Origin of the sequence: Syntrophotalea acetylenivorans, assembly GCF_001887775.1 — a bacterium.
Classification (GTDB): domain Bacteria; phylum Desulfobacterota; class Desulfuromonadia; order Desulfuromonadales; family Syntrophotaleaceae; genus Syntrophotalea_A; species Syntrophotalea_A acetylenivorans.
Genome location: NZ_CP015519.1, coordinates 349,836 through 371,067, shown reverse-complemented (window position 1 = coordinate 371,067; position 21,232 = coordinate 349,836). Strand labels below are relative to the sequence as shown.

The window sequence follows — 21,232 nt, the reverse complement described above, 5'->3', positions numbered from 1 at the left end:
CTACCCGCTTCAGCGCATCATAATTCACCCCCTGTACAGTGTAAAGAACCAATCTTGCTGTCGTTACGACAGGGGACTTTGGCGTTGACAATGAGTGGCTGATTGTTTTAATAATGGCCGAATTTATCTGCAAGGGGAGCCAAGAATTGAGCAACGACAAGAAAATGACCTACAAGGATGCCGGCGTCGATATTGATGCGGGCAATCGTTTCGTCAACATGATCAAACCATTGGTCAAAGCAACTGCCAGACCAGAGGTACTGACCGATATCGGCGGTTTCGGCGGCCTGTTCTCACTTCATGCCGACAAGTACGAAAAACCGACTCTCGCTACCGCCACCGACGGCGTGGGCACCAAGCTTAAAATTGCCTTCATGGCGGACAAACACGATACTGTCGGCATCGATCTGGTGGCCATGTGTGTCAACGACATCGCCGTTCAGGGGGCTGAGCCTCTCTTTTTTCTGGACTACATGGCCACCGGCAAACTGGCACCGGAAAAGGGCGTGGAAGTCGTTAAAGGCATCTCTGAGGGTTGTCTCCAGGCGGGGTGTGCTCTTATTGGCGGAGAAACGGCTGAAATGCCCGGTTTCTACGCCGATGGCGAATACGATCTGGCCGGCTTCACCGTCGGCATCGTCGACAACAGTAAAATTATCGATGGCTCCACCATTACTGTTGGCGACCGGTTGATCGGACTGGCCTCGAGCGGTTTGCACTCCAACGGCTACTCATTGGTGCGTAAGATTTTGTTTGAGAAAATGGGCCTGACTGTCGACTCTCAGCTTGACGAATTGGACAAGCCCCTTGGCGAAGAATTACTGACACCGACTCGAATCTACGTCAAAACGATTCTCAACCTGTTGCGCGACTTTGAGATCAAGGGCATGGCGCACATAACCGGTGGCGGCATTGTCGAAAACGTACCCCGGGTTCTACCTAAGAACTGCCAGGCAATTATCGAAAAGGACAGCTGGCCAAAACCAGCCATTTTTGAAGTTCTGCGCCGCGGCGGCAACATCGACGAACTGGAAATGTATCGCACCCTTAATTACGGCATCGGCATGGTTCTTATTGTTCCGGAACAAGAAGTCGATGAGATAATGGTACGACTTACCGGTCTCGATGAAAAAGCCTACGTAATCGGCCGCATCGCCAAAAGCGATACGGGAGAAAGCGTCGTACTGAATTAACAACGGGCAGGCCTTCGGCCTGCCCTAAAACGTTTCGAGGAATCTCTGTGAGCAACAAGTTACGCCTCGGTATCCTTGCTTCCGGCGGCGGCACCAATCTGCAGGCGATCATCGATCGCATCCAGGACGGCACCCTCCACGCTGAAATTGCCCTTATTCTTAGTAATAAGCCGACTGCCGGCGCATTGCAACGCGGAAGGTTGGCTGGCATCCCAACTCTTTGCATCGACCAGCAGCAATATAAAAACCGGCTTGATTTTGACCGGGCCATGGTTGCCGCCTTGAACGAAGCCAGAGTGGAATTGGTCGTACTTGCCGGTTTCATGCGCCTGATCTCCAATGAGTTTCTTGAGGCCTTTCCCGACCGCATCATGAACATCCACCCTGCCCTGTTGCCCGCCTTTTCCGGCTTGAATGCCCAACAACAGGCTCTTGACCACGGCACCCGGATTACCGGCTGTACCGTTCACTTCGTCGATGCCGGAGTCGATACCGGCCCCATTGTCGTTCAAGCAGCGGTGCCGGTCCTGCAAAACGACACCCTGGAGACCCTTTCAGCACGCATCCTCCGTCAGGAACATCGCATCTACCCAGAAGCGATTCGTCTTTTTGCCGAAGGTCGGCTACGCCTTGAAGGTCGACGGGTTCTGATTGATCCACCCTTGGAAAATCCTGACCAAACCCTCCTTAGCCCCCCGCTCAGCTAAGTACAAGCATTTTCCAAGGTCATCCATGCCCATTGGAGGACTTGATGTTCAAACCGATTCTGGTTAGTGCCTGCTTGCTCGGATTACCTACTCGGTACGATGGGAAACACAAAGAGAATAGTCAGGTCCTCACTCATCTTAAGGAAAAAGGGCTGCATCCCATCCCCGTGTGTCCGGAGCAATTAGCCGGCTTGGCCACGCCTCGACCGAAATGCTGGTTTGACCAGGGGGACGGCAAAGAGGTTTTGTTGGGCAAGGGCAGGCTTGTCCGATCCGATGGCAAGGAAATGAACTCCCATTTTATCAGGGGCGCAGAGGTGACTCTGCAAATCGCACGCCTTACCGATTGCCAAACAGCCCTGTTCAAGGAGGGCAGTCCTTCCTGTGGCGTTGGGCGCGTCTATCGCCAGCAACAATCAGTAGCCGGTCAAGGAGTCGCCACCGCCATGCTGCAGCATAACGGCCTGCGAGTGTACAGTGAAGAGGACATTTAGCTGATCAACCTCCCCATTCCCCCATTCCCCTATTGTCTGTTGAGCATAGAGTCAGGACCTTAACCTATGGCTACGGAACATTATAACCTGATCGTCCTTGGTGCAAATATTGGCGAACAAATTTGCGCCACATTGCTCGCCAGGCAGGGCTATCGCGTGCTTTCCTTGCCTTCTGCTATTCAACCGGCGGCACAGTCCTTACCGTGCTGTCCGGCCCTGAACAAATTACTGAAGACACTTGAAGGGGAACACCTTTTAATTGATTCGGGCGAGTCCTTACAACTGGTAACGAATGACATTCGCTTGCAAGTGGGCGGTCTCCTGCCTTTAGAAAATGAACTCCTGCGAGAATTTCCAAAGCACCACCCCTCAATACTGGCCTTATTAGCCCGCCTTGATGAGTGGGGCCGAAAACTCAGCCTGCTGCTAGCCAGCCCCGCACCCGATGCCTCTTTGATTGCTTTTCGCCTTTTAACCCTTTATCGGCGTCAACTAGCTCAAAAACTGCCCGCCCGGCGCCTGCAACAACCTATCTTAAAATTAACAACAACACTTGGTTCGCATAAGCCGCAGGAAGCGCTAAACCAGTTGTTATCCGGACTCTGTCTGGTGGCCCCCAAAAGACTTTCTATCGCCGAGGCCGCTTTAAAATGGCACATAACCACCCGCCCTCAAACCATTTCATTGTCGGACTTGAGCCAACTTTTGACAGAGAGATATGCCGCTGCCGGCGGACAACATATCCCTCTCGATGAATTGTCTGGAATGGAACGTGCCGGGAAACGTCAAACTGGCGCCAGCTTAAAAAATGGAAAAGTTCTCAGCGCAGACCAGTTCCTGATCGGATCCTTACCCGAGCATGTGGAGCCTTACCCGGCCCTGACTTCTACCCTGGCCAAGGTTCCAGGTAAGCCACAGACCTGGACCCTGTCCAACCTGCCTCGACAGCGCCTGTCCATACTTTCTCGGCAGGTTATATTGGCCGGCGAACAAACCTTGCGCCTGACCTGGGATCAAAATAAACTGACGCCAGGTCAGGCACTTCTTGAAGCAGCCCAACCGCCGGACCAAACCCAACTCACCACAGATATGGTTCGCGAGCAGCTATCGTCTGTACTGCCCTTTATCGATTATGAATTAACTGAATCGGCCCGCCCGCAAAACGAAAAAGTCATGCCTAAATGCTTCTGGCCGAGGGGAAGCCTGCCCAACCCGGTAGCCTCCAACGCCATATTCTGCCATGGTTCGCAATTGCTGCCATCGATCGGTTTAAATGCCGACATAATGCTGGGACAAGCGGTCGCAGGCTGTTTACAAAAGCGGATGGGATAGCCATTTCAAAACATTTTTCAACTCGATTTACTGTAGCCCGACAAACGCCTGAAACAGGAAAAAGAGGTTGCAAAGGTCTAAAAAGCGTGCTAAATATAGCAGCTCTAAAATTCCAGGAGGTTTTCAAAATGGCAAGAGTTTGTGAGATTTGCGGCAAGAGACCAACGACTGGCAATAATGTCAGCCATGCACAGAACAAGACCCGGAAGGTATGGTATCCTAACCTCCAGAAAATAAGAGCGCTGCACAAAGGCAAGGTACAGTCGATTAAGATCTGTACCCGCTGTCTGCGTTCCGGAGCCGTTACCAAGGCCTGATCGGTCTACAACGGACCATACAGTTATGTATCAATAAAAAAGGGTGGAACATTAGTTCCACCCTTTTTTATTTCCAAACAACTAGCTGAAACATCAGCTGACCCGGGCTATCCCCTCGATCTCTACCAACGCCTGCTTAGGCAGAGCCGCCACTTGTATAGTGGCCCGCGCCGGGGCTGAATCAACGTTAAAATATCGTCCGTAGATTTCGTTAACCACGCTAAAGTCTTTCAAATCAAGCAGGTAAATGGTGGTTTTAACAACCGAATCATAATCCAGGCCGGCCGCTTTGAGAATCGCACCGATATTCGCCATAACCTGCTCAGTCTGTTCAGCAATCCCCCCCGGAACCAACTCACCACTAGCAACATCAAGGGCAAGTTGACCGGAAAAAAACAACAAGTCCCCAGCCTTGACAGCCTGGGAATAAGGCCCGATTGCAGCTGGTGCCTCAGATGTGGAAACAACTTGTTTGCCTGTCATAGCTCACTCCCTCCCTGCCCCGTCGACTCATCCCAAAAATTTACTCACGATGAGCCAGTCCTGACTTTGACTGCCCATAATAGATCTAAAATTTTAACCCCGCACTCGTTCGACCTGATGAACACCCTTAACCTGTTTCAAAGCCTTGACTATTCGATTAAGGTGTTCCCGGTCCTGCAGATCGATGGTAAAAACAATCCGGGCTTTGCTGTCGTCGGTTGTATGTACGTTAGCCGAAATGATGTTAGCTTCGCAGTTACTTATCTCACCACTGATATTAGCTAGAATTCCTTTTTGATCGAGGCAATATACCCTCACCTTGACCAGATGGGATGACTTTTTCTTTAAATCCCATTCTACTTCGATACGCCGTTCGGGATCGCTCTGCATAACTCCGGGACAATCTGCGGCGTGCACGGCAATACCACGACCACGGGTAATAAAGCCAACCACCGGATCTCCCGGCAACGGATTGCAACATTTGGCATATCGCACCATAATGTCGTCAAGACCTTGAATTTTTATAGCACTGGAGGGTTTTTTATGGATTTTTTCCAGAACCCGGCCAATCCGGCCCTTTTCTTTGGGGGCTTCGGGCTTAAGGCTCTCTTCCGGAACAACCCGGCCTACCACTTGTCCCAGCGATAATTTACCATAACCAATGGCAGCCAGCAGGTCATCACTGGCGTGATAGCCCAGTTCCTCCATGGCTGTAGCCATTTCAGCAGACTGGAGCGCCCGTTTTAGACTTACACCATATTTACGCAATCGTTTTTCAAGGAGCTCGCGGCCGAGGAGCAAACTCTTCTCATGCTGTTCGGCCTTAATCCACTGCCGTATTTTACTGGCAGCTCTGGAGGTCTTGACAAACTTCAACCAATCCTTGCTGGGTTGTTGACTGGTGGCAGTAATGACTTCGACGATGTCACCGCTATGCAATTGAGTCTTTAAAGGTACCAGCTTGCCGTTAACCCGCGCTCCACTGCAGTGATGACCTACATCGGTATGCACGCTGTACGCGAAGTCGATGGGAGTAGCCCCGCGCGGAAAGGCTTTAACCGTTCCCTTGGGAGTAAAGACATAGACCTCATCGGAGAACAAATCATCGTTGAGGGCCTCCAGCAATCCAACTTCATCACTCTTTGCCGGCTGTTTCTCAGGTTCCCGCTCAAAGAAACCTTTTTGTTTGTCCACCTCGGAGCCAGGAGCCTTCCCTGCCTGTTGCTCCTTATATCTCCAGTGGGCTGCAATGCCCTCTTCGGCGATGCGATGCATTTCCTCCGTACGAATCTGCACCTCCATGCGCTCACCAAAAGGACCGATAACCGTTGTATGCAATGACTGATACATATTCGGCTTGGGCATGGCGATGAAATCTTTGAATCGTCCCGGAACGGGCTTCCAGGCAGCGTGAATGACACCAAGCACCGTATAGCACTCAGGAATCGTCTGTACAATCACTCGAAAGGCAATAAGATCGTAAACCTCATCGAAAACAACCTGCTGACGAACCATCTTTCGATGAATCGAATAAAGGTGTTTATAACGCCCGTAACAGACCCCCTTGATCCCCTGTCGACCGATTTTTTCCAGAAGCAGTCGCTTGACCTGCGTTATGTAGCCGGAGCGATCTTTTTCGTTGCGGGATACCTTGTCCCTCAGGTCGAAATAAATCTCCGGCATGGCATAGCGCAGAGACAAATCCTCCATTTCACATTTCAACCAACTGACACCGAGACGATTCGCCAGAGGAGCATAAATCGCCAAGGTCTCCTTGGCAAAACGCCGCTGTTCCTTTTCAGGGATCTTCTCCATGGTACGTAAACAATGTAACCGATCGGCTAACTGCACCAGGACAATGCGGATATCCCTGGCCATGGAGAGCAGCATCTTTCGAAAATTCTCCGCCTGCCGCTCTTCCTCTGCGGAATATACCAATTTACGGAGATTCGCTAGACTCTCAACCAGTTCGCCGATCTCGGTACCGAACTGCTGCCGGAGCGCGGCAACATCAACCAGTTGCTGATCAACGATATCAATGAGCATACCGGCAACAAGGGTGGCCGCGTCGGGCTTAAAGCGGCACAAAATATGAGCCACTTCAACAGCATGGGTTAGACAGGTTTCGCCGGATTCACGGTGCCTGCCGTAATAGACACTGACGCACAAAGTGTAAGCCTGACGCAACAAGTCGATATCCGTGGCCGAATGATGATCGAGAAGCTCTTGGACGATCTTTTTAAACTGTTGGGATGGGCGCATGACAAAAGGCCGAAGAAGCGAAACCGGGTTAAAAATGCGGTGCCGCAAACACGCAAAGAGGGCTGGCCGGCACCTGATAGTACCGGCCAGTATTATCAAAGACTAGCTTTTACGGATGGGAATTTCAAAATCTACTTTTCCTGCGGCCACTTCCCGCAAACCAAGTACTATCTTTTTGTTGTTGCTTTTGTTTTCGATTAACGGCTGAGAGCCTTTATAAAGCTGCTTGGTGCGCTTAGCCGCCACCATGACGAGCAGAAAACGGTTAGGAATCTGCTGCAAGCAATCTTCTACAGTGATACGTGCCATAGAAATATTTCCCTGTTATGTGGTTAAAGACAATCATTATCAAACGAATAACCTGAGACGCTCATGCAAAGAGCAGTAATCAAAGATCGAGCTCTTCAAAAAGAACCTGAACCTGAGCTTTTAAAACCTCTGTTCGGCAACCGGAAGCAAGCAAAATGGCTTGCAACTGCTGGCTGGCGAGATCAAACTCATCATTAATTACCAGATAATCATACCAGAACATCTCGCGCATTTCGTCCCGGGCATTGAGCAGGCGCTGCGCGATCACTTCAGGCGTGTCAGTCTGGCGTCCTTTCAGGCGGCTTTCCAACTCCTGTAATGAAGGAGGCAGGATAAAGATAAAAATGGCGTCCGGGCAACGTTCCTTAAGTTGAGCAGCTCCCTGACAATCGATCTCAAGCAGCAGATCGCAACCGGCATCACGTACTTGTTCAAGGCTGGCCACGGCCGTTCCGTAGCGATTGCCATGGACTAATGCCCATTCGACAAACGCACCGTCCGCCACCATGGCATCGAATTGAGCGTTGGAAACAAAATGATAATCCTGGCCATCAACCTCGCCAGTACGAGGCGAACGAGTCGTATGGGAAACAGAGTGCCGCAGATTGGGTAAAATGTCAATTACCGCCTTGCATAGCGACGTTTTACCGGCCCCGGAGGGTGCCGAAACTACAAAAAGGTTACCTCTATGTTGCATAGTTTTTTCCTGAAAGATATCGGCTAGCGGCTATGGGCTAGCGGTTTGAGGAGCTTGCCACTCGCCACTTGCCTCACACCATGAATCTATTCGATATTCTGTACCTGCTCACGAATTTTTTCCAGTTCTGACTTTATGGTCACAACGTGGCGAGTCAACTCGACATCGTTCGATTTAGACCCCATGGTGTTCGCTTCGCGATTCAGTTCCTGGACTAAAAAGTCCATCTGCCGACCAACGGGTTCATCACTCTCAAACAAGGATGCAAACTGTTGCAGATGACTTTTGAAGCGGGTCAGTTCTTCGCTGATATCACAGCGATCCGCAAAAACGGCCACTTCCTGGGCTACCCTCTGGGGATCATATTCAAATCCTTTATCCAGCCGAGCCAGTCGCTCCTGCAATTTCAACCGCCATTCTTGAGGGATCAACGGTGCCCTCTCGGCAGCCTCGGCCAACAGTGTCTCAAGCGTTGCAAAACGCTCCCGCATATCCTCGCAGGTTGCCGTTCCTTCTGCCAGGCGCATGTCTTCCACGGTGGACAAGGCTTTATCCAGAGCGACTTCCAGGCAGTGCCGAACATCCTCCACGGCCGGTTCGGCCTCTTTGAGAGTAATGACATCCTTCTGCGCCGCCAGCAACTGTACACTGACCCCACCGGTCAATTCAAAAGTACGTTCCATCCCCTCGAGCAACTGCAAATAACTATCCGCCAGAGCACGATTGAGGACCGGTACCTTATCGGCATCCGAAGCAAATTCAAGGTTGACATAGACATCGATACGACCCCGCTTCAATCGGGCCCCGACCAGCTTGCGCACCTCCCCTTCCAGAACCATCAAAGTGCGAGGCACCTTGACAGTCACATCGCCATAGCGATGATTGACGGACTTCACTTCCACAGAGAGGGATATATCGTTGCGGGTGGCTTGGCCTTTGCCATAACCGGTCATACTTTTAATCATGAATATTCCTTTGTCCAATTCAATGGAAATTTGTCATCAGACGGTCTGACGACAGATATAATCTGCAGCCTGTTTAAGGTCGGCAAATCTTTTGGCTCGATCCGGCGAGACAACTTGTGCCGTCTCGTTCCCATAGCCAGTAAGAACCAGTAGAGACGAACAACCCGCCTTTTCGCCGGCCTCAATATCGGCCTCTTTATCGCCGATCATATAGGAACGAGTCAGGTCTATACCGTGCTCGTTAGCCGCCTTTAGCAGCATCCCCGGCTCTCCTTTGCGGCAGGAACAGGCCTTACGCAACTCACCCAGCCCAGCTGTGGGGTGATGAGGACAAACATAGAAGCCATCGACACGAGCGCCTGCAGCAGCCAGACGCTGAGCCAGATGTTGATGGAGAGACTCAACATCCTCTAGAGAGAAATAGCCGCGGGCCACTCCGGACTGATTGGTTATCACCAGCACCAGATACCCGGCTTGGTTGAGTGCTTTAATGGCCTCAGGGGCTCCGTCAATGAACTGAAAATCCTCAATCCGATGCAGGTAGTTTTTCTCTACATTAATCGTCCCGTCCCGATCGAGGAATATCGCCGGCCGGCCGGCTGAATCATTCCTGTTCATAACGGTCGAGAATTTTCTCGATAATGTTGGTCGTAGAACGACCGTCCACCAAATCAATCAACGCCACCCGGCCACCGTAGCTTTCCACCAGTTCCCGGCCAACCACCGTTTCAGGCGTGTAATCGCCGCCCTTGACCAGAATATCGGGTCGCAGCATATCGATAAGTTCCAAAGGGGTATCCTCGTCAAAGGTCACCACGTAATCGATACAGGTCAATGCAGCCAGGATATGCGCTCTCTCCTGCTCGCCGATAAGTGGGCGGTTGGGCCCCTTGAGACGACGAATCGAATCGTCCGAATTAAGCCCTAACACCAACAAGTCACCCTGTCGCCGAGCCTGTTGCAGATACTTGACATGACCGACGTGCAGCAAATCGAAGCAGCCGTTGGTAAAGACGATGGTCTTGCCCCGTTGCCGTTCAGTCTCAAGAATTTGCGCCAACCGTTCGCGACGTTTGATCTTGGCATCCCCTTCAAGGAACTGATGGGAAAACATCTCACGAATTTCATCGACACTAACGGTGGAAGTACCGACCTTACTAACCGCAATCCCAGCGGCAAGATTGGCCATGCCTGCGGCATCCTCAATGGACAATCCGCACGCCAATCCCACTCCGATCAGGGACAATACCGTGTCACCGGCGCCGGTTACATCATACACTTCCTGGGCTTCCGTCGGTAAGTGGACCTCTTGACCGTCTTGAAAAAAGATACTGATTCCTTCTTCACTACGGGTCACCACCAGAGTTTCAAGCTCCAAGTTTTTCAACAACGCCTGCCCCGCCTGGCGCAGGCTGTCCTGATCGGTAATGGCTACCCGGGAGGCGACTTCCGTCTCCTTGCGATTAGGGGTCAACAGGGTCGCACCACGGTACTTTCCGTAATCACTGCCTTTCGGATCAATAACCACCGGCAGCCCCTGCTCTTTACCGATACGAATGATCTGCTGCAGCAAGCCTTCGGTTAATACCCCTTTGAGATAATCCGAAATCAAAATAACATCGAACCGGGTCGCATTCTCTCTGACATAATCAGCTAAAACCTGCTCCTGTTCGGCAGAAATCGGCTCCCGACTCTCCCGGTCAAAACGCATCATCTGCTGGTGGCTAGCCAAAATACGGGTTTTACGGCTGGTCTTACGCTGAGGGTCAAATAAAAGTCCTGTGGTATCAACTTTAATTTCATCCAGCATATTGCGCACCAGATCGCCATCCTGACTATTGCCGAGAACGCTGGCCACATGAACCTGGCAACCGAGGGTCACCAGATTATTGATGACATTACCGGCACCACCCAGGCGCAAATCTTCGTTGGTAATATCAACCACCTGAACCGGGGCCTCGGGACTGATCCGATCGGTCTTGCCCCATAAATATTCGTCAAGCATCAGATCGCCAACCACCAAAGCTCTGACGGCGCCGATACGATCTAAAAACATTTCCACTTCAGTACGATTCATAAAAAATCCAGTTGTAAGCTGCAAGCTTAAAAATGCCGTGACAGACAAATCCGTGAGTGAGAATCCGTAATGCGTAATGGGTTAAAACCATTCACGGTCTCACCCTCACGGCCTCATCCTCACGCATTACGGCCCTTAGCCAGAACGCGTTACTCGGGTATCATAAAGCAGGAATTTATGCAAGGTTTTCCGCTGCGATTTCAGCGAAGCCGGTCGAGAACCGCCTGTGCAAAGAGGGGAATATTGATTTCGTGGTGGCCGGTAATAGTATACCCACGTCCCTTTCCCATAGTCGGTCGCTTAACCACATTGGCCAAAGGACGGTAGTGTTGAATCATATCGAAATTGGCGGTGGTAAAACCGTCCACATGGTACCCGAGATTCTGAGCGATGGACAGAGCCTTGAGAAAAACCTCCGGCAACAATACTGCCGAACCAACGTTAAGCCAGACACCGCCGTCGCCGAGTTCGCTTACTACCGATGTAAGCAGCTTGAAATCCCGATAGCTCATCTCACCGATAACCGCGCCATCCGCCTCGGGATGTTGATGGATTATATCGGTACCGATTGCCACATGCACCGTCACCGGAATTTCCTTTTCGACACAGGCCGCCAGCAGGCTGTAGTCACGATACGGATGGTCGTTGTCGACGATACAACGACCGATCGCCTCGCCGTAGCCGACCCCATGTTCCCTGCCCTGCTTCAAGGCCTCGTTCATGCCGATGCCGGTCTCCTCGGAGAATCCGAAATCGCCGGCGGCCAAAACCGCGGCCACATCCTCGGAAGTGGCACCGATCAGAGAAACCTCGAAATCGTGAATGGTAACCGAGCCGTTCATGGCCACCGCGGTAATGACATCAGCCTCGATCAGTGCCTTCAGCACCGGCTGCAAGCCACATTTGATGACGTGACCACCCATCGCCAAAACAACAGGTTTACCCTTCTGGCGTGCAGCCACAACAGCATCAACCACCCCCCGAAGATTGTCGGCACCAAGGAGATGAGGCAACCCATCGAGAAAGTCGGCCACCGACTGCCCTGGTTTCGGTGGCTGGGCGAAGTGCTCACCCACGTTGACTTTGTTATCGCGTGTTTTGATGGAGTAGCGTTTGACGGCGGAAAAATCGATGGACTTATAAGTTTTTTTTGCCACTTTTCAACCTCCCTTAACTCACGACTCGCATTCGGTCTTTGATCTCATTTTCCGTTCGGTTCACGCGGAGACGCGGGGACACGGAGGAAACCAATAGAAATGCAGGCGAAGAGCTAGATCTTTAACCGCTAGAATGGACGCAGATAAAATCTGATGCTTCGCATTCGCTGATCAATCTTTAAACCCGTAAATCGAAATACGTAATTGGTGGGGGGGGGAAAAACTTGACATCACCAAATTGTTTATGGTTTCAGCAGTTGAATATACCAATCACACATTACGCGTCACGCATTACGAACCTTATGGCCCTATCTGCGTTCATCTGCGTCCAAAGCACCTTGCTTTTCTGACAATATGTAAAGAAGAGCAAACTATCCTTCCGTTCTGTTCACGCGGAGACGCGGGGACACGGAGGAATTCCGATAAAAATGCAGGAAAAACCTAGACCTTTAAACCCTGGGCAGGCGCAGACAAAATCTGATGTTTCGCATTTGCTGATTAATCTTTAAATTAGTAAATCGTAAGACGTAATTGGTAAGGGGTAAAAAACTTGACATCACCAGATTTTTAACGGTTTCAGCAAATGAATTTACCAATTACACATTACGCGTCACGCATTACGAGAATTATGGCCCTATCCGCGTTCCCCGCGACTCCGCGTGAGGTCCTTGAAGCGTGCAGCTTAATAACTACCAGAACCAACCAAGACCGCCTTTACCGTTTTAAAGAGAATTAAAATATCCAGCCAGATGGACCAGTTGTCGATGTAATGCAAATCCAGCCGGACAATTTCATCAAAATCTTCGATCCGATTGCGGCCGCTGGTCTGCCACATACCGGTTATTCCCGGCTTGATGCTGATCCGCCGACGATGCCAGTTTTCGTACTGCGCCACTTCGTCAGGAGTCGGCGGCCGGGTTCCGACCAGACTCATATCTCCCTTTAAAACATTCCAGAATTGCGGAAGTTCGTCCAAACTAGTCTTGCGCAAAAAAGAACCCACCTTCGTAATGCGCGGATCGTCTTTGATCTTGAAAATGGCCCCGTTCATTTCATTTTGAGCCAGTAGTTCCTTCTTACGTTCTTCTGCGTCAACAAACATAGACCGAAACTTCCAACAACGGAAGGTCCGACCATTCTCACCAATCCGCTGCTGACCGAAAAAGATAGGTCCAGAAGAATCAGATTTGATGGCCATAACGATGAAAGGAAATAAAATCGCGGTAATCCCAAGTCCGCAGAGGGCGCCTAGGATGTCGAGAGATCGTTTCACAAAAAGTTGCTGTCCCTCAAACGCCTTGGGGTGATAGGTGAGGATCGGCAACTCGTCATGAAAGAAACTCAGCTCGCGTCGGTAGAAAGAAAAATCGTAGAAATCAAGAACCATTCGGACAGTGACACCTAACTCCTCAAGTTCCTGAAGATAGGCCTCGGCGTCCACGATGAAATCCTTGGGGAGACAAAAAATAACCTCATCGATTCGCTTAGTTTTGCAAATGGTCAGGAGCTCATCAACCTGGCCGAGCACCTTGTGTCCCTCCACTTCGTCTTGAACCTGAGCACCACCAACCTGAACAAAGCCAGCAACTACCAGGCCCCAGGCCTCGTGTTGTTCGACTAGTTGATGCAAACGTCGAGCCTTTTCCCTGGTGCCTACGATTAGCAAATGCCTTGTATTGACCCCTCGTCGTCGGCAAAACCCTAGCCCCATGCGAACGATGACCTTTACCAAGGAGAGCAGCAGAAAGGATGTGCCCAGAAAGGCAAGATATAGCCCCCGACTGTATTGATCGCGGTCGACAAAGTAAATTATCGAAGCTGTCAGCAAACCACCAAGCAGATGAACATTGAACAGCTTGCTGACAATGTCAAAAATCGACCAGCGTCGAATCGAGGAGTAGAGGCCGTTGAGTTTGAGAAGGTAGAACCAAATAGGTATGACGATGACCAGCACCCAGAGATAGTTGTCCAACGGAAGGAGATTGCCGTTAAAAAAGATCCTGACATGGTAGGCTAGCAACAGGGAGGTGCATATGATAAAGGTGTCCACGCAGATGGAAAGTTTGTTAAACAGTTTCGCCTGTTGCCGGAGCATCACTACCTCTCTAAAAAATCGGTTTTGCCAAACCTAAATACTTAAAATGGGCTTACTAAGGTGAAAAAGGTGACCTGCTTGTTCTATAAGATTTTATCGGAACCCGCAAAATCTACAGCAGTTCTAATCAAACCCAGCGGCTTTCGTAAGCTTCCCCAAATGATTGACATGCCAAAAGTAGAGTTTTCTGGCACAATCCATTCAGGAGGCTCTGATGAAAAAGACCCGTTTTACCGAAAATCAAATCATCGCCATTCTCAAAGAGGGCGAAGCTGGTGTTCAAGTTAAAGAGATTTGCCGCAAACATGGCATCTCGGACGCACTTACTACAATTGGAAATCGAAATACGGCGGCATGAGTGCCTCCGATCTCAAGCGCATGAAAGAGATGGAACAGGAACTTTCTCAACTCAAGCGCATGTACGCTGATATGGCCCTTGAGAACCGGGCCCTGAAAGACCTGATCGAAAAAAAGCTTTAAGGCCGCCTGACAAGCGTGAGGCCATCACCTATCTGATTGCCGAACATCGCTTATCTGTGCAGCGCAGTTGCCGCTGTGTCGGTCTGTCTCGGGCGGCCTACTATCGACATCCTATAGCGCAGGATCGTGATGCCGAAGTCGTCGATGCCATCAATGCATTGCTCGATAAACATCCCCGGTGGGGCTTTTGGAAATGCTGAAAATATCTGCGCAAGCGACACCGCTGGAACCATAAACGGGTTTATCGTATTTACTGCAAACTGAACTTGAATCAGAAACGACGGCCAAGAAGCAGCTTCCAAAACGTATTCAGCAGCCGTTGCTGGTACCAAAACAACCGAACCAGGTCTGGTCAGCCGACTTTATGAGTGATTCGCTCTATGCCGGTCGGCGGTTCCGCACCTTTAAAGTGATCGATGATTTTAACCGCGAGCTGCTGCATGTCGAAATCGATACCTCGATCACCCGGAAACGTTTGATCCGAGTTTTTGAGCGACTCAGATTGGAGCGAAATCTACCCGATGTTTTTCGGACCGACAACGGACCTGAGTTTCTCAGCGGCGATTTCATCGCTTGGGCCGAGGAGGCCGGGATAACAATTCAATACATTGAGCTCGGCAAGCCGAACCAGAATGCGTATATCGAACTCTTTAACAAAACGTATCGGAACGAGGTTCTCGACCATTACCTGTTCCGCAATCTGAATGAAGTGCAGGAAACCACCTATTGGTGGAAGATCGAATACAACAAACAGCGGCCACACGATTCCCTAGGGGATCTGACTCCGGCTGAATATCTGTCACAGAACGCTGAAAACTCTATTTTTCAACTGTCTACTTGACGGGAAGCTTACGCAATAACCTCGCACATCGGCAGATGACACCATCTCAGACTGCCATTAGTCTTTTCTGAAAGGCTTCCAAGGATATTTTCCATTTACCAGTTTGACGAATAGAGACTCATATCCATGCGTTACCTTGTCCCAGGTATAGTGAGTTTTAATGCGCGCCACTGCTTTGGCCTTAAATGAGTCCAACTTCTTTTCATTTTGGGTCGCCCATATCATCTTGGAGGAAAGACTCTCTACGTTTTTTTCATAAAAAATCCCACAATCTGAAAGAACATCACGACTGAAAGTGCAATCTACCGCAATGGTAAAACAACCAGCACCCATGGTCTGAAGAAGAGCCGGATTGGTCCCACCAACCTCATTCCCATGTATATAGGCAAAGCAGTTCGCCCAAAGTTCATTCAACAGCTCTTTATCGTAAAGAAAGCCAGGCAAAATAACGTCCTCATCGGCTTCCATTTCAATCTGTCTGGAATATTCACTCTCATAAGGAACGCCACCAACAAGAACAAGCTTTTTCCCGGTATTGGCTGCTTTAAAAGCCTTTATTGTCAACAGGGGGTTATTTTCCGGTTCAAAACGGGTGATTTGCAAAAAGTACTGTCCAGGGCTAACACCAAACCGGTCCAATAGTGCTGGCTTAGAGGAATAAATAACAGGTGCACCATAGGCTATATATGAGCTCTCAACGCCATAATGTTTACGGTAATAATCTTGGATCCCAAGAGAATCTGCAACTATCCGGTTGGCCAATTTTGTCGACAACCACTCGGAAAACTTATAATACTTCCGGGCTATAGAGCCCCACTTACCCCTCTTCCACTCAAGACCGTCAGTATTGATGGCGATTTTTTTTCCAAAAAGTCTGGGTAAAATAAGCGTTGGACTATTAGCAGCATTGAAGACCATCAAAACGTCATAGGGATTAAAGAGAGCATGGCCCACGGACAAAAGTGTGTGTGAAAGAGTATCTAGGGACTTTCTCTTGAGACTCGGGAGATAAACCAGTTTCATCCCTAAGTAATGGCTCTCCTTTTCATCATAATAACTTTTCCGGCAATAAACAGTGACGGAGTGTCCACGCTCCACAAGTCTGCGACCAAGTTCCTCGACACAAGTTTCGAACCCTCCATAATTTGCAGGTACTCCACGCGTCCCTATCAAGGCAACCTTCATTAACCTTCTCTTTTCTTTAAAATATAATTAGGTAGTTTTTGGTCTAGAACCTGCCAAAACTATGTCAATGGTTCTGTTTCTTTTTGTGTGGCGACATAAGAACTATTTGCTTAGGAGCAACCACGAAATATAATGCTTTCAGTGTCAACAAATTTGATGGAGGTCGTTCTCTGAATTACAAATACCTATCGGCTGCTTCTCTGAGCCTCATGTCGCCGTGGCAGTTTCTTGATATTCGGCTTGCCCCAGGAAAAGGGCAGATAGACTTCGAGGTCGGTTTTTTCTCAGGGATAAAATTTCTCTATCCTGAAGGTGGCAAAGCGAAAAAAGGGCGTCCACGATAACTATGCACAAACATGGTATCTCAAACGTCACTTACCGCAACAACTCTATCATCTTATTATATTGATTAACTCGCTGATATTGATCAATATTAAAACCTTCATAAAAGGGGCTATTCAGAAACAATGGCAAAGCGATCAGTTTTTCTGCAATATCGATCGTACTCTCAATGTCAACATTAACTCCGAGCCGGTTTTTCTCGATCAAACGCCTTGCCTCCATATTTTGTGGCGCAAAGCACAGAATAGGCTTTTTCATAGAGATATAATCGAAGAACTTTCCAGTAATTACTTCATCCGCACTCAAGGGATCAGAATGCAACAACATTAAGAAATCCATATCGGCCATACAACGGAGAGCTTCATCATGTGGCACATTTCCCCTAACTTTGACCATGGGAAGCTTCTGCAAATCATAACGTTCAAAATTTGTGGCACCATAAAAATTAAATTCAAGTCTCGGCAAAGAATTTTTACTTGCGAGATCAATCAATACATCTAAAACATTGGATATACTTCTGAAGGAAGTCTTATCGTCACTTATGGCACCAAAATAACCTATCTTAACCACCCCGGAATCATGATTCGAATCAACTGACGGAAAAATCGTTTTTTCATCAAATCCATTCATCACAATTGTAGATTTACATTCCAAATCAATGCCATAGAAATTGATAAGTTTATCAAGAATAGGTTTAGAAACATATGAAAAATGATCACATTTATTCAAAGTATATTTTTCCAAAAGACAGGAGAAATAGTTAGCAATAACATTTTTCTTCCTAAATATGGCAGTCATATTCCAGCTATCCCTATAATCAACAATTAGATTAACATTAGACTTAAATTTATTTTTTAACAAGGCTCCAACAATTTGCATACTGTGGGGAGGTGATGAAACAATTACGTTTTTAACACTGTTTTTAATTATAATTCTTTCCGCAGACTTCAAGTATTTCCGTACCATAAAAACGCCCAAGTCTGGAACAACGACATAGGATACAAAGGACTTTATAAATCCTTTAAGGGAAGAAAGGGGCAGATTTCCCTTTTTATTGGCAGTATTTTCAAGTTGCTTATTCAAAACTTTTTGAATATTAACTTTAATAGGATCATCTATATAAACAATCTCAACATCCTTAAGTATGTCCTCATAACCATGAAAACCAAAATCTTGCCCTCTTGAAGTCAAGACAAATACTTTCCAACCATTCTTAGAGAGATACCTAGAAAGAGTGAGAACACGCAATACACCGCCTAAAGAAGGAAAATAAGGCACATAATCATAACAAATTATCAAAACTGTCTTCATAGACCGTGTCCAATCAAACTAACCCTCACAAATACTAGTTACAGCAAGGAAAGCTTAGATTCCTCATATTCAACGCGAATAAAGAGTCTTAAATATTACATCTCCGGCTTGCCCATCACCATAGAATGCAGGCCACACGCACGATTCGAAATCATCTTTCCATCCGTCCCGAACTGCGGATAGTATTTTATCACCCTGAGCCCCCACAAGTTGATTAGCCCCTGACTCTACTAATTCCACCCATTCAGTTTCGTCCCTTAAAGTAATGCAGGGTTTTTCAAAAAAATAAGCCTCCTTTTGCAAGCCACCACTGTCGGTTAAAACAAATCGACAGCGATCAAGCAAAACTAACATATCGTAATATCCAACCGGATCGATAACCGTCACATGTTTAAACGAAAACCCATTCGCAGCTAGGCATCTTTGCGTTCGAGGATGCAATGGCAAATAAATTGGGATATCAGAAAAAGCGATTTCTTCAAGGGCATCTACAATATTCGCAAGACGTTGCGGATCATCTGTATTTTCAGCACGATGAATTGTGCAAAGAGCAAAGTCCCCCCCCGGCAAACGGCTCGCATTACAAGACAGTCCAGACGCTCTATCCCGATAAAATAGGGCCGCGTCAAGCATCACATCTCCAGCCAAAATAATACGTTCCTCAGCAACCCCTTCCCGTTTTAAATTTTGGACCGCGATCTGAGTTGGAGCGAAAAGCAAGTCTGAAATGTGATCGGTGGCCACCCTATTGATTTCTTCAGGCATCCGCCGATTGAAGGATCGCAATCCTGCTTCGACATGAGCTACTGGAATATTTAATTTAGCAGACGCTAATGCTCCGGCGATGGTCGAGTTAGTATCGCCATAAACGAGAGTCCAATCAGGTTGCACCTCTAGCAACACATCTTCAATTTTTTCAAGCATCTGTCCAGTCATTGATCCATGACGCCCACCTCCAACCCCGAGATTAAAGTTAGGCTTAGGTATTTCCATCTCTTCAAAGAAAATATCGGACATATTGCTATCATAATGTTGCCCGGTATGAATAATTATTTCAGACACCCTTGGTTGATTATTTTTAAAGACACGAGAAACCACTGCGGCCTTTACAAATTGTGGGCGAGCTCCAATTATTGTTACGACTTTCATGAATTTATTATCTCCTTCATAACTTTTACAGGACTACCTGCCAAAAGAACATTTCCCTCGGGAAATGATTTTGTAACGACAGAACCGGCAGCAACCACAGTCCCTTCACCAAGGACAACACCAGGCATAATCACACTATTCATTCCAACCCAACAACGTGCCCCTATAATGATATCCTTCCCAGGTAGGTGCTTTGAAGGATCGCTTAGATCATGATTCGCTGTAATAAGGCCGACATTAGGTCCGATATAACAATCATTCCCCAAATGTATTTTTCCAGAAAAGTTCTGAAAATAAATCCCAAAAGACTGAAAATTATTAAGCACATTGCTGCCTAAAATAAGGTTTTGAGGATCTGAAACATGAACGTGCGAGGAGGCAGGAAAGGGCAAATGTCTATTAAACCCTAGAATTTTTTGAAACCAAAAGCCTCTAAATACCCAAAGCCACCCTTCTAGACTGTCGTCAAAATAACGACCCCGAAGTAATTCTTTCTTATAAAACAAGGGTGCTATCCCCCTGAGAACAGGCACACCACATAATCTAAATAACAGCTTCAACACTTTTTTTACATTCATTATTTATCACCTTCCAACAAGAAAACCCAAACAAGCCATAGGAAAGAGAAGACAAGAACACTAATAGGTGCAAACAAATTAAAAAATCCGCGTCAAAAAAATGAGACGACGCAAAAGGAACAACAATAAAGAAAAGTCTGACAATAGAGAAAATAGCATCGTACTGTTGACGTTTGAATATTGTAACAGTTAGAGATAATGGAGAAACAACAAACTGAAAAAACATCATTGGTAGCAAAACAAGAAGATAATCAACAGCGGGAGCCCATTCACTGTCGAACAAAAATGGTAGAATATGACATCCGATAAGAATGCCCGGGGTCACCACACAGATAAACAACAACGACAAGTTCCTAAGGTTCTGTATAAAAAGCTCCCTAACCCTCCATGGGTTCGAAATATTCTTTGAGGCTTCAGAGAAATACACCTTGCCAATAGAAGTACCTATAAGGGTAATCGGCACGGTAGAAAGCCTCAGCGCCAAAAAGAAAGTAGCAGCTATGCTTGGGCTAAACACTAAAGAAGTAAGAAAAACTGGAAGGTTCGAGGCCGACACCACCAATAAGGTAGAAAATAATCCATAGGTATAAAATAGCTTATAATCACTTAGGCAAAATCTTTGACATTCAGGAGTAATGCGCGCTCCTTTTAAGGAACTATTTTTTTCTTTAAGACGACTATTATCACATGCCAATAGATGGCTTACTCTCCTAACAAGAATATAAATACCGGTGGACAATCGTGAAAAGGCATCGACCGACATGAGGATTAGGCTAGATTTAGCAATAAAAGCAGCAACAAACTGCAAAAGTACCATCATTATAGACTGGGCAACTCTAGCTCCAGCCTCTAGTTTAAATGCCTCTGTTCGTACAACTACATATGAGGAGAGATTTAAAAGTCCGACGCCGACTATGAGCAAATAAAATAATATGCACTTTAATAGTGAAAAGCTTCCATCCAAAAAAAGATATAGCCCGTAAAAGAAAAAAACTATCAAACTTATGCCCACAAAGGCATTTGATAACCATTTGAAAAATTGCGAAAGGAAAGTATGGGGAACCAAAGGAAGAGCACGCTCTAGGCCCAAAAAAACAACCATACCAAAAATGGACGCAAGCGAAAATAGTTCGGCATATTTCCCAAATATCTCAGGCGAATACAACCTCGTAAGAAAAGGAATTGATAAGAAGAAAACGAATTGTGCTCCGGCCGCACCAGAGATAATGGTGGCAACAGATTTCCAATATCCAGACAC

Annotated in this window: 19 protein-coding genes and 1 pseudogene; 6 read left to right on the top strand and 14 right to left on the bottom strand. The window is 47.8% G+C overall.

Features of this window, described 5'->3' with window-relative positions:
- Nucleotides 1-164: 164 nt before the first annotated feature.
- The 5 genes from purM to rpmB all read left to right on the top strand — a co-directional run bounded on the left by purM (nucleotide 165) and on the right by rpmB (nucleotide 4,043).
- Nucleotides 165-1,193 carry a phosphoribosylformylglycinamidine cyclo-ligase gene (purM, locus tag A7E78_RS01675; protein WP_145924925.1) on the top strand — a complete coding sequence of 343 codons (1,029 nt, stop codon included), beginning with the start codon at nucleotides 165-167 and terminating at the stop codon, nucleotides 1,191-1,193.
- A 47-nt stretch (nucleotides 1,194-1,240) separates the two neighbouring features.
- Nucleotides 1,241-1,900 carry a phosphoribosylglycinamide formyltransferase gene (gene purN, locus A7E78_RS01670; RefSeq protein ID WP_072282639.1) on the top strand — a complete coding sequence of 220 codons (660 nt, stop codon included), beginning with the start codon at nucleotides 1,241-1,243 and terminating at the stop codon, nucleotides 1,898-1,900.
- 44 nt (nucleotides 1,901-1,944) lie between these two features.
- Nucleotides 1,945-2,394, top strand: a complete 450-nt coding sequence (locus tag A7E78_RS01665; RefSeq protein ID WP_072282638.1) for a 2-thiouracil desulfurase family protein — start codon at nucleotides 1,945-1,947, stop codon at nucleotides 2,392-2,394.
- Between the two features lie 66 nt (nucleotides 2,395-2,460).
- On the top strand, nucleotides 2,461-3,726 hold the full coding sequence (locus tag A7E78_RS01660; RefSeq protein WP_072282637.1) for a hypothetical protein: 1,266 nt from the start codon (nucleotides 2,461-2,463) through the stop codon (nucleotides 3,724-3,726).
- A 128-nt stretch (nucleotides 3,727-3,854) separates the two neighbouring features.
- Entirely contained in the window at nucleotides 3,855-4,043 is a 189-nt protein-coding gene (rpmB, locus tag A7E78_RS01655) for a 50S ribosomal protein L28 (protein WP_072282636.1), read from the top strand.
- Nucleotides 4,044-4,136: 93 nt separating this feature from the next.
- Here the strand turns inward: rpmB and A7E78_RS01650 are convergent, their stop codons facing one another.
- From A7E78_RS01650 to A7E78_RS01610, 9 genes are all read right to left on the bottom strand, one after another.
- Nucleotides 4,137-4,526, bottom strand: coding sequence for a RidA family protein (locus A7E78_RS01650; RefSeq protein WP_072282635.1), 390 nt, complete (start codon nucleotides 4,524-4,526; stop codon nucleotides 4,137-4,139).
- A 93-nt stretch (nucleotides 4,527-4,619) separates the two neighbouring features.
- The gene (locus A7E78_RS01645) at nucleotides 4,620-6,788 is read right to left on the bottom strand and encodes a RelA/SpoT family protein (RefSeq protein WP_072284992.1); all 2,169 of its coding nucleotides are present in this window, start codon (nucleotides 6,786-6,788) and stop codon (nucleotides 4,620-4,622) included.
- A gap of 102 nt (nucleotides 6,789-6,890) precedes the next feature.
- On the bottom strand, nucleotides 6,891-7,097 hold the full coding sequence (rpoZ, locus tag A7E78_RS01640) for a DNA-directed RNA polymerase subunit omega (RefSeq protein ID WP_072282634.1): 207 nt from the start codon (nucleotides 7,095-7,097) through the stop codon (nucleotides 6,891-6,893).
- Between the two features lie 79 nt (nucleotides 7,098-7,176).
- Nucleotides 7,177-7,794 carry a guanylate kinase gene (gmk, locus tag A7E78_RS01635; protein WP_072282633.1) on the bottom strand — a complete coding sequence of 206 codons (618 nt, stop codon included), beginning with the start codon at nucleotides 7,792-7,794 and terminating at the stop codon, nucleotides 7,177-7,179.
- A gap of 86 nt (nucleotides 7,795-7,880) precedes the next feature.
- Nucleotides 7,881-8,759 (bottom strand): YicC/YloC family endoribonuclease, encoded by an 879-nt coding sequence (locus A7E78_RS01630; protein ID WP_072282632.1) that lies wholly within the window; start codon nucleotides 8,757-8,759, stop codon nucleotides 7,881-7,883.
- 36 nt (nucleotides 8,760-8,795) lie between these two features.
- The gene (gene gmhB, locus A7E78_RS01625; protein WP_072282631.1) at nucleotides 8,796-9,377 is read right to left on the bottom strand and encodes a D-glycero-beta-D-manno-heptose 1,7-bisphosphate 7-phosphatase; all 582 of its coding nucleotides are present in this window, start codon (nucleotides 9,375-9,377) and stop codon (nucleotides 8,796-8,798) included.
- Entirely contained in the window at nucleotides 9,364-10,836 is a 1,473-nt protein-coding gene (gene rfaE1, locus A7E78_RS01620; protein ID WP_072282630.1) for a D-glycero-beta-D-manno-heptose-7-phosphate kinase, read from the bottom strand. Before rfaE1 ends, gmhB begins: the two co-directional genes overlap by 14 nt.
- Nucleotides 10,837-11,036: 200 nt before the next feature.
- Nucleotides 11,037-11,993: a GSU2086 family protein gene (locus tag A7E78_RS01615; RefSeq protein ID WP_072282629.1), complete on the bottom strand. Its 957-nt coding sequence runs from the start codon at nucleotides 11,991-11,993 to the stop codon at nucleotides 11,037-11,039.
- 682 nt (nucleotides 11,994-12,675) lie between these two features.
- Nucleotides 12,676-14,088, bottom strand: a complete 1,413-nt coding sequence (locus A7E78_RS01610) for a sugar transferase (protein ID WP_072282628.1) — start codon at nucleotides 14,086-14,088, stop codon at nucleotides 12,676-12,678.
- 214 nt (nucleotides 14,089-14,302) lie between these two features.
- Here A7E78_RS01610 and A7E78_RS01600 point away from each other — a divergent pair.
- Nucleotides 14,303-15,409: pseudogene (locus A7E78_RS01600) on the top strand (IS3 family transposase).
- A gap of 57 nt (nucleotides 15,410-15,466) precedes the next feature.
- Here A7E78_RS01600 and A7E78_RS01595 read toward each other — a convergent pair.
- The 5 genes from A7E78_RS01595 to A7E78_RS01575 all read right to left on the bottom strand — a co-directional run bounded on the left by A7E78_RS01595 (nucleotide 15,467) and on the right by A7E78_RS01575 (nucleotide 21,232).
- Nucleotides 15,467-16,594, bottom strand: a complete 1,128-nt coding sequence (locus A7E78_RS01595) for a DUF1972 domain-containing protein (RefSeq protein WP_072282627.1) — start codon at nucleotides 16,592-16,594, stop codon at nucleotides 15,467-15,469.
- Between the two features lie 375 nt (nucleotides 16,595-16,969).
- Nucleotides 16,970-18,247 (bottom strand): glycosyltransferase family protein, encoded by a 1,278-nt coding sequence (locus tag A7E78_RS01590; RefSeq protein ID WP_072282626.1) that lies wholly within the window; start codon nucleotides 18,245-18,247, stop codon nucleotides 16,970-16,972.
- A 69-nt stretch (nucleotides 18,248-18,316) separates the two neighbouring features.
- On the bottom strand, nucleotides 18,317-19,396 hold the full coding sequence (gene wecB, locus A7E78_RS01585) for a non-hydrolyzing UDP-N-acetylglucosamine 2-epimerase (protein ID WP_072282625.1): 1,080 nt from the start codon (nucleotides 19,394-19,396) through the stop codon (nucleotides 18,317-18,319).
- Nucleotides 19,393-19,974 carry an acyltransferase gene (locus tag A7E78_RS01580; protein WP_072282624.1) on the bottom strand — a complete coding sequence of 194 codons (582 nt, stop codon included), beginning with the start codon at nucleotides 19,972-19,974 and terminating at the stop codon, nucleotides 19,393-19,395. Before A7E78_RS01580 ends, wecB begins: the two co-directional genes overlap by 4 nt.
- Entirely contained in the window at nucleotides 19,940-21,232 is a 1,293-nt protein-coding gene (locus A7E78_RS01575; protein ID WP_072282623.1) for a lipopolysaccharide biosynthesis protein, read from the bottom strand. The genes A7E78_RS01580 and A7E78_RS01575 overlap by 35 nt, the downstream gene beginning before the upstream one ends.

Bases quoted from the DNA above. Each gene is read 5' to 3' on its own strand.
- gmk (WP_072282633.1), bottom strand. From the start codon at position 7,794: ATGCAACATAGAGGTAACCTTTTTGTAGTTTCGGCACCCTCCGGGGCC.
- A7E78_RS01590 (WP_072282626.1), bottom strand. From the start codon at position 18,247: ATGAAGACAGTTTTGATAATTTGTTATGATTATGTGCCTTATTTTCCT.
- rfaE1 (WP_072282630.1), bottom strand. From the start codon at position 10,836: ATGAATCGTACTGAAGTGGAAATGTTTTTAGATCGTATCGGCGCCGTC.
- A7E78_RS01610 (WP_072282628.1), bottom strand. From the start codon at position 14,088: ATGCTCCGGCAACAGGCGAAACTGTTTAACAAACTTTCCATCTGCGTG.
- wecB (WP_072282625.1), bottom strand. From the start codon at position 19,396: ATGAAAGTCGTAACAATAATTGGAGCTCGCCCACAATTTGTAAAGGCC.
- A7E78_RS01630 (WP_072282632.1), bottom strand. From the start codon at position 8,759: ATGATTAAAAGTATGACCGGTTATGGCAAAGGCCAAGCCACCCGCAAC.
- purM (WP_145924925.1), top strand. From the start codon at position 165: ATGACCTACAAGGATGCCGGCGTCGATATTGATGCGGGCAATCGTTTC.
- rpoZ (WP_072282634.1), bottom strand. From the start codon at position 7,097: ATGGCACGTATCACTGTAGAAGATTGCTTGCAGCAGATTCCTAACCGT.
- A7E78_RS01660 (WP_072282637.1), top strand. From the start codon at position 2,461: ATGGCTACGGAACATTATAACCTGATCGTCCTTGGTGCAAATATTGGC.
- A7E78_RS01595 (WP_072282627.1), bottom strand. From the start codon at position 16,594: ATGAAGGTTGCCTTGATAGGGACGCGTGGAGTACCTGCAAATTATGGA.
- rpmB (WP_072282636.1), top strand. From the start codon at position 3,855: ATGGCAAGAGTTTGTGAGATTTGCGGCAAGAGACCAACGACTGGCAAT.
- gmhB (WP_072282631.1), bottom strand. From the start codon at position 9,377: ATGAACAGGAATGATTCAGCCGGCCGGCCGGCGATATTCCTCGATCGG.
- A7E78_RS01645 (WP_072284992.1), bottom strand. From the start codon at position 6,788: ATGCGCCCATCCCAACAGTTTAAAAAGATCGTCCAAGAGCTTCTCGAT.
- A7E78_RS01650 (WP_072282635.1), bottom strand. From the start codon at position 4,526: ATGACAGGCAAACAAGTTGTTTCCACATCTGAGGCACCAGCTGCAATC.
- A7E78_RS01665 (WP_072282638.1), top strand. From the start codon at position 1,945: ATGTTCAAACCGATTCTGGTTAGTGCCTGCTTGCTCGGATTACCTACT.
- A7E78_RS01580 (WP_072282624.1), bottom strand. From the start codon at position 19,974: ATGAATGTAAAAAAAGTGTTGAAGCTGTTATTTAGATTATGTGGTGTG.